Raw genomic sequence first — 6,426 nt, 5'->3', positions numbered from 1 at the left:
TCTCAATACATCTCTTTATACATGCCACGGCTTAATAACTCCGCTGACTCGCCACAACCTTGCCCTTTCATGTGCGTTGAATAACGGTTGCTTTGCTTGGACTTCGATGGCGTTACAAACCTCGTCAGTCAGACTGTACTTGTCGGAGCGATACCAGCACTTAAGGGACACGTATCCCCTATGGCCTATATAATTCTCTGTGTACGCTTCACCTATCTTGTTCGCTTGAAAAACAAGCTCCGCCATAGGCGCAACACGCGATACGGGTGGTTGGCTAAACCTTACCCGACAGGGACTTGCACCCTGCAAGATGCATCAAGCTTCGCTTGACGCACTAACGCCCAATTAATTCACCTTTAGGTGAAAAAACACAACTGGCATTAAAAAATTTTTCACCGCAATCGGTTAATAATGGAATAGTACCTGCGACTAAAGTAACCTGATATTTCTTTGCTAAATGAGACAGTAAATTAATAAGCCTATTATTATTGTTAACTTTTTGCGCCAAGATTAATTGATCAGTTTCTTTACCACCAAAAAATAAACAACATTCAGGCAACAGTATAATATGTTTATTTCCCGTATCAATTTGCAGTAACTCATTTATATATTGTTCAATTAATTGTAAGTTTTCATCTACATCAGGAACAGAACACAGTTGGATAGCAGATAGTTTTATCATAATTACAGTCTTTCTTTTTTAATTTTATCCCTTAATAAATATTACCCTAAATACTGAATAAATTGACTTTAAATAATGGCTTTTGAATTTAATAACAAAATTCATAACTTTCAAGTACAGGCTATACTCAATATGGCGCATTTTTAATTTAGGAGGTAAGCTATGTTTTTAAAACACAAAAAAAATGGCGATATGGTTGATGTAAATGAGTTAAACGATTTAACCAACTTATTTCACAAAAAAGTCATCGGCTGTTACCAAGCTGGTGAAGAATTACAAGATCCTGAAGAGTTTAATAAAACTGACTTAGTATTTTTATCAGGAGAAGAATTACCCCGTTGTTGGACAGATCCAAATTATAGAAAATAAATTGACTCAGCCATCTTAAATTTAGTAATTACTTCCTCAAAAAATCACTTTTTTAGGAAGTAATTACAGTGCCACCTTTATTACTTTACCTTGTATATTCTTCAACTTAAAAATAGCAGAAAGGAAAATGAGTAAAACAAAATAGGGGTGATAAAAATACAATTTCATTGAGTGTTTTTACAATAAACCTTTAATTTTGTTGTTTATTATATGTCCTTTTCTGGTATTAGCCGATGCTAATTTAGTGCATAACCATAAAACCACAATGTCTCAAGTTAAGACTTTTAATAATAAAACGTTTAACGCCAAATAAGACTTGGCGTTAAAACGCGATTAATAGATAAATCCCCTTCTATTTAGTTTGTACATTAGCAATAATATCACCTTCTTTTAAACCTGATATAACAGCGACTTTATCTTTATATTGTTTACCTAAGCGCACAAATCTTCGTTGTAACTTGCCTTCAATATTAAGCCAAATAAAATTAAGCTGGCCTATCCTGGCAAGTTTATTTTTTGGTACATATAAAACATTTTCATTTCCTGCTGGTAGCATCATTCTGCCATACATACCCGGTAATAAGTCATTATTCAAATCAATACTCGCTTTTACTAAAAAGCTACGCGTTCCAATGTTTGCTGCTGGCACTATTTCAGCTATCTCTGCTTTTACAGTTTTATTCATTGAAGGTAGTTCAACTTGAATTATTTGGCCTTGTATAAGTGTTAAAGCAAGCTCCTCCCTTACTTGGGCTTCGACTCGAAGTGAAAGAGGGTTATATAAAGAAAGTAATTTATTACCTGGTTGCGCCGTATTACCAGGCTCAGCAAAGCGGTCTACAATACGACCATTTATTGGAGAAATGAGTGTTGCATATGCCAAAGTGGTCTGTGCTTGTTTTAATACTTGTTTACTTGCAATTAATTCTGCTTCAATGCTTTGATGGTCTGCTTTTGCTTTATCTAACTCAAATGCTGCAATTAATTTTTGTGTAAATAAGTCATTTGCACGATCTAAATTACGCTTTACCTCTATTGTTCTGGCCTGTACTGCATTCATTTTCTCACTCGCTTGAGATACCAAAGATTTTAAGTCTTTTTTCTCCAGTTCAACTAAAATATCACCTTTTTTAACCAACTCACCCGCCCTGACATTAATCTTTTCTATTCGGGCTAATAATCTAGATGAAATAATCGTCGCTTGTTTTGCTGCTATATTCGCTGCAACAGGTTCCAAAATAGGTGTAACCTCAGTCACAACGGTATAATCATTATCAGATGAATAATAAGTACTGACTTTATTTAACCCAGGTTGCACTTTGTCATTAAAAGAGCCCGCAAGCCAAGCAACCATGAATAACAAAATAACAATTGTGATCATTGGAGCCAGAATTTTTTGTAACAGTGATTTATTCATAGCGTTATCTCGTTTGGTATCGTTAAACTTTTAGGTTGATCAAAAATAAGTGAATAAACAATGGGCACAACCAATAATGTAAATACTGTTGATGAAATAATGCCAAAAATAATCGCAATGGCTAAACCACTAAAAACAGGGTCTAAAGTAATAACTAAATTACCTAATAAAGTGGTACCTGCGGTAAGTAAAACAGGTCGCATGCGCACGGCACCCGCTTGTAAAAGTGCCTCTTTAATCGTATTGCCATTTTTTCTTGCCTGAGAAATAAACTCAATCAAAATAAGTGAATTTCTCACCACAATACCTGCAAGTGCAATCATGCCTATCATGGCTGTAGCAGTAAATAATACAGGCTCTGGCGCACCGGATATTTCTCTTTCACCTATTTGGTTAAGTAAAAAGAAACCAGGCATAATACCTATTACGGTTAATGGAATTGATGACATAATGATCCCCGATAATGCCGCCGAACCCGTTTGAATTCTAAGTACGATATATATCGCAAATAACGCAAATGCAAATGCTAACCCCATATCTCTAAAGACTCGAATCGTAATTTTCCATTCACCTTCACCGCTAAAAGTCAGGTTTATATTCTTAGGCAACTGCCACAAATCACCCCCACCATTATTTAAAAAAGTACGTGATTGCCAATCATTAATAATATTTTTATTATCTGAAGCTTTTAAATCAGCAGTCACATCTGCAATAACTTCACCGGGAGTACGACCTGAAACATCTGCAATAACATAAACAACAGGCTTTAAATCTTTATGATAAATAGGTTTGTCGTTCACTTGCATTTCAAAGTCCCCTAACTCACCAAGAGATACCAATGACTGAGGTGCTATATCTATGCCTTGTGCAGTCGTATTTTGTACTATACCAACTCGGCCTTTTACAGCTATGCGTTTAAAATCATTAATGACAGTACGCTCATTAATTGGCAATAAAAGTTTAATGGCCAAAGGCGATGCTTCATCTTCATAATGCATAAAGCTTACGACTTTTCCTTTATTGGCAATGCTTAATACTTGGTTAATATCCGAAGTAGATATACCTGAAAGTGCCGCTTTTGTTTTATCTGTTATAAACCGAAGTCTGGATTGTTCACCACTCATAATAGCGTCAACTTCCACGACATGAGGCTCTTGTTTCAAACGGTTTTCTACAATTATCACAGCCTGTCTGAGTGCATCATATTGGGTATATTCATCACCCGTAATTTCAGCAACTAAGGTGCTCATAACTGGCGGCCCTGGAGGCACTTCAACAATACGAATATTAATTCCATTTTTATTTAAAGGTGCTAATAATGCTCTAAGACGAAGTACGATTTCATGAGATTGATGCTCTCGTTCTAACTTATCAATTAATAGTACTCTTAAGTCTGCAATATTAGGTTTTTGACGTAAATAGTATTGACGAACCATTCCGTTAAAATCAATAGGAGATGCAATGCCAATGTAATTTGCAACAGTTTTAATTTCAGGTAACTGTTGGATTTTTTGTGATACGACTTTTGCCATTGCCGATGTTTGTTCAACAGTGGCATTTTCTGGCATATCTATCATAATTTGAACTTCATTTTTATTATCAAAAGGTAAAAGCTTCAAAGGTACAAGTCTTAAAACGGGTAACATAGCTGCGATTATAAATAAGGCTAACACAACCCATAAAACCCGCTTTCCTTTTTTTCTATCATCTAATAAAGGGGTTAACATTTTACGGTAAAAAGTATTAAACCCTTGATTTTTTGCGTAGTGTATTGATTTAGGTTTTTCTTTTATGAATTTAGATGCTAACCAAGGTGTCACTAAAAAAGCCACTAAAGTGCTACTTAAAACACTTATAGGCACATTAAAGGCCATTGGTGCCATATAAGGTCCCATCATGCCCGTAATAAAAGCCAGTGGTAAGAAGGCTAATACGATAGTAAAAGTAGACATAACAAGGGGTACTCTGATTTCGTTAATAGCACCTACTATTGTATTTTTTAAACCTCCTTTGCCTTTTTCTAAAAAACGTTCAATATTATCAACACCAGTAATAGGGTCATCAACTAACAAACCCAAAGACAAAATAAGTGCAAATAAAGTCACACGATTAATGGTATATCCAAAGGCTAAATCTAACGATAAGGTAATGCCATAACAAATCGGTATTGCCAAACCAACAACTAAAGCCGGTCGCCAACCTAAAAATACCCCAATAAAAACAACAACTGTAAAGACAGCAAAAGCTAAGCTGGTAACTAAGTTATTCACTTTTTCATTTGCCGTTTGGCCATAATCTCTTAAAACTTCTACTTGCACAGCTTTTGGAAATACAAACTTTTTAAGTTCAGCTACTTTTTTATGCACAGAGTTTGCAACATCAACCGCATTACTGCCTTTTTGCTTTGCAATACTAATAGTGACAAAGGGATGATCTTCCCCTCTATTTGTGGGGTGTGCATTAGTGAAGTCTATCCAAGTATAAGATGTTTGCTCACTTGGCCCATCAAATACAATTGCTATATCTTTAAGTAAAACAGCGGAGCCATCTATAACCCTGATAGGCGTATTTTCCAGACTTGAAATATCACGATACACATCACCACTTTGTAAAATAACAGACTGCTTTGCAAGTACAAGGCTACCTAAGTGTTTTAAATTATTAGAGATTTGAATGGCATTAAATACATCTTGCATAGCCACTTGTCTGGCTGCCATCTTTTCGGGGTTAAGTTTTATTTGAATTTCACGAGCGCGCCCTCCCACAATTTTCACTTCGCTTGTATTATCCAATGCTTGTAAAAATGTAGTGACCTCTTCTGCTAAACGGCGTAATGCAAAATCATCTAGATTTTCAGCATCCTCGCTCCATAATCCTAACATCACAATCGGAACATCATCAACTTCAATCGGGTGTACTCTCCAATCACTTACAATTTCTGGAATAATATGTGTATTTGAGTGCAATTTGTTATAGGTATCTAACAATGCTTGTTGACGATTTTGACCAACAGAAAAGCGTAAAGTAACAACAGACTTTGCGTTATCTGAAACAGAATATACATTCTCAACACCTTTGACCTGTGATAACAATTTTTCTAATGGTGTTGTTATAAGCCTTTGCGTTTGTCTGGCATTTATTCCTGGAGCTGTTACAACAATGTCAATCATTGGAACAACAATTTGCGGTTCTTCCTCACGTGGAGTGAAATTTAATGCCAGTAATCCTGCTAAGATTGATAAAATAAGCATAAATATCGGTATTTTACTTGAAAGTACTGAATGCACGAACCTAGTAGTAAAATTTACCTGCTCTTTCATTAAGTATTACCTCCTATTAAATATTTACGCCATTTACCTACTCAATGTTATAAATTTTGAAAGTGACCTCATTTCAAAATTAGTTGTTCATCATACTGCTTTAATATACATTAGCAATATCTAATTTAGCAATTTAAAATATAATGAAAGACTAATATCAATTTCTAAGATATGAAATTAGATGGGTAGCGCTTTTGAGATTAAAGCCTCGGCCTTTTTTATCAACAGAGCTAAATTCTTTAATGTTTATGACGTTATTTTAAAAGGTTTATTATGTTAAAAACTGTACCCCAAGTCGTTATGCAAGCACAAAAATCGCTGAACTGTATTACTGCTGATGAAGCTTTAACTTTATGCAAAAAAATGAATGGCATTATTATTGATGTGAGAGAGTCCATAGAATATGCGCATAAATCAGCAAGTAATACAATGAATATACCCAGAGGTATATTAGAAATGAAAATGCTTGAGCTATACCCTAATTCTGAGAAAGCAATTTTTATTCACTGCGCATCTGGTGTTAGGGCTATTTTATCAACAGAGCAATTAAAACGTTTTGGTTATAAAAATGTATGGTCTATCACATGTACATTAGAGGACATTTGCCAAGTACTCTAAGCCTAGCAAGTAGTTCAGCT

At 35.0% G+C, this 6,426-nt stretch carries 5 protein-coding genes; 2 read left to right on the top strand and 3 right to left on the bottom strand.

All coding sequences use genetic code 11. The features are described from left to right. Positions 1–334: 334 nt before the first annotated feature. On the bottom strand, positions 335–682 hold the full coding sequence (locus BM088_RS23015) for a nitrilase-related carbon-nitrogen hydrolase (protein ID WP_091990417.1): 348 nt from the start codon (positions 680–682) through the stop codon (positions 335–337). Between the two features lie 162 nt (positions 683–844). Between BM088_RS23015 and BM088_RS23010 the strand changes: the two genes are divergently transcribed. Further along, positions 845–1,051 carry an acetyltransferase gene (locus BM088_RS23010; protein WP_091990415.1) on the top strand — a complete coding sequence of 69 codons (207 nt, stop codon included), beginning with the start codon at positions 845–847 and terminating at the stop codon, positions 1,049–1,051. A gap of 352 nt (positions 1,052–1,403) precedes the next feature. Here the strand turns inward: BM088_RS23010 and BM088_RS23005 are convergent, their stop codons facing one another. Then, entirely contained in the window at positions 1,404–2,468 is a 1,065-nt protein-coding gene (locus BM088_RS23005; protein WP_091990412.1) for an efflux RND transporter periplasmic adaptor subunit, read from the bottom strand. After that, positions 2,465–5,788 carry an efflux RND transporter permease subunit gene (locus tag BM088_RS23000; RefSeq protein ID WP_091990410.1) on the bottom strand — a complete coding sequence of 1,108 codons (3,324 nt, stop codon included), beginning with the start codon at positions 5,786–5,788 and terminating at the stop codon, positions 2,465–2,467. Before BM088_RS23000 ends, BM088_RS23005 begins: the two co-directional genes overlap by 4 nt. A 273-nt stretch (positions 5,789–6,061) precedes the next feature. On the opposite strand from BM088_RS23000, the gene BM088_RS22995 reads away from it, so the two are divergent. Then, positions 6,062–6,406, top strand: coding sequence for a rhodanese-like domain-containing protein (locus BM088_RS22995; protein WP_091990408.1), 345 nt, complete (start codon positions 6,062–6,064; stop codon positions 6,404–6,406). Positions 6,407–6,426 lie beyond the last annotated feature (20 nt).

The sequence above is a fragment of the Pseudoalteromonas denitrificans DSM 6059 genome (assembly GCF_900112265.1).
Classification (GTDB): domain Bacteria; phylum Pseudomonadota; class Gammaproteobacteria; order Enterobacterales; family Alteromonadaceae; genus Pseudoalteromonas; species Pseudoalteromonas denitrificans.
This window is presented reverse-complemented; position numbering and strand designations above follow the sequence as displayed.

Excerpts from the sequence above, each read along its gene's own strand:
- BM088_RS23005 (WP_091990412.1), bottom strand. The coding sequence starts at position 2,468 with ATGAATAAATCACTGTTACAAAAAATTCTGGCTCCAATGATCACAATT.
- BM088_RS23015 (WP_091990417.1), bottom strand. The coding sequence starts at position 682 with ATGATAAAACTATCTGCTATCCAACTGTGTTCTGTTCCTGATGTAGAT.
- BM088_RS22995 (WP_091990408.1), top strand. The coding sequence starts at position 6,062 with ATGTTAAAAACTGTACCCCAAGTCGTTATGCAAGCACAAAAATCGCTG.
- BM088_RS23000 (WP_091990410.1), bottom strand. The coding sequence starts at position 5,788 with ATGAAAGAGCAGGTAAATTTTACTACTAGGTTCGTGCATTCAGTACTT.
- BM088_RS23010 (WP_091990415.1), top strand. The coding sequence starts at position 845 with ATGTTTTTAAAACACAAAAAAAATGGCGATATGGTTGATGTAAATGAG.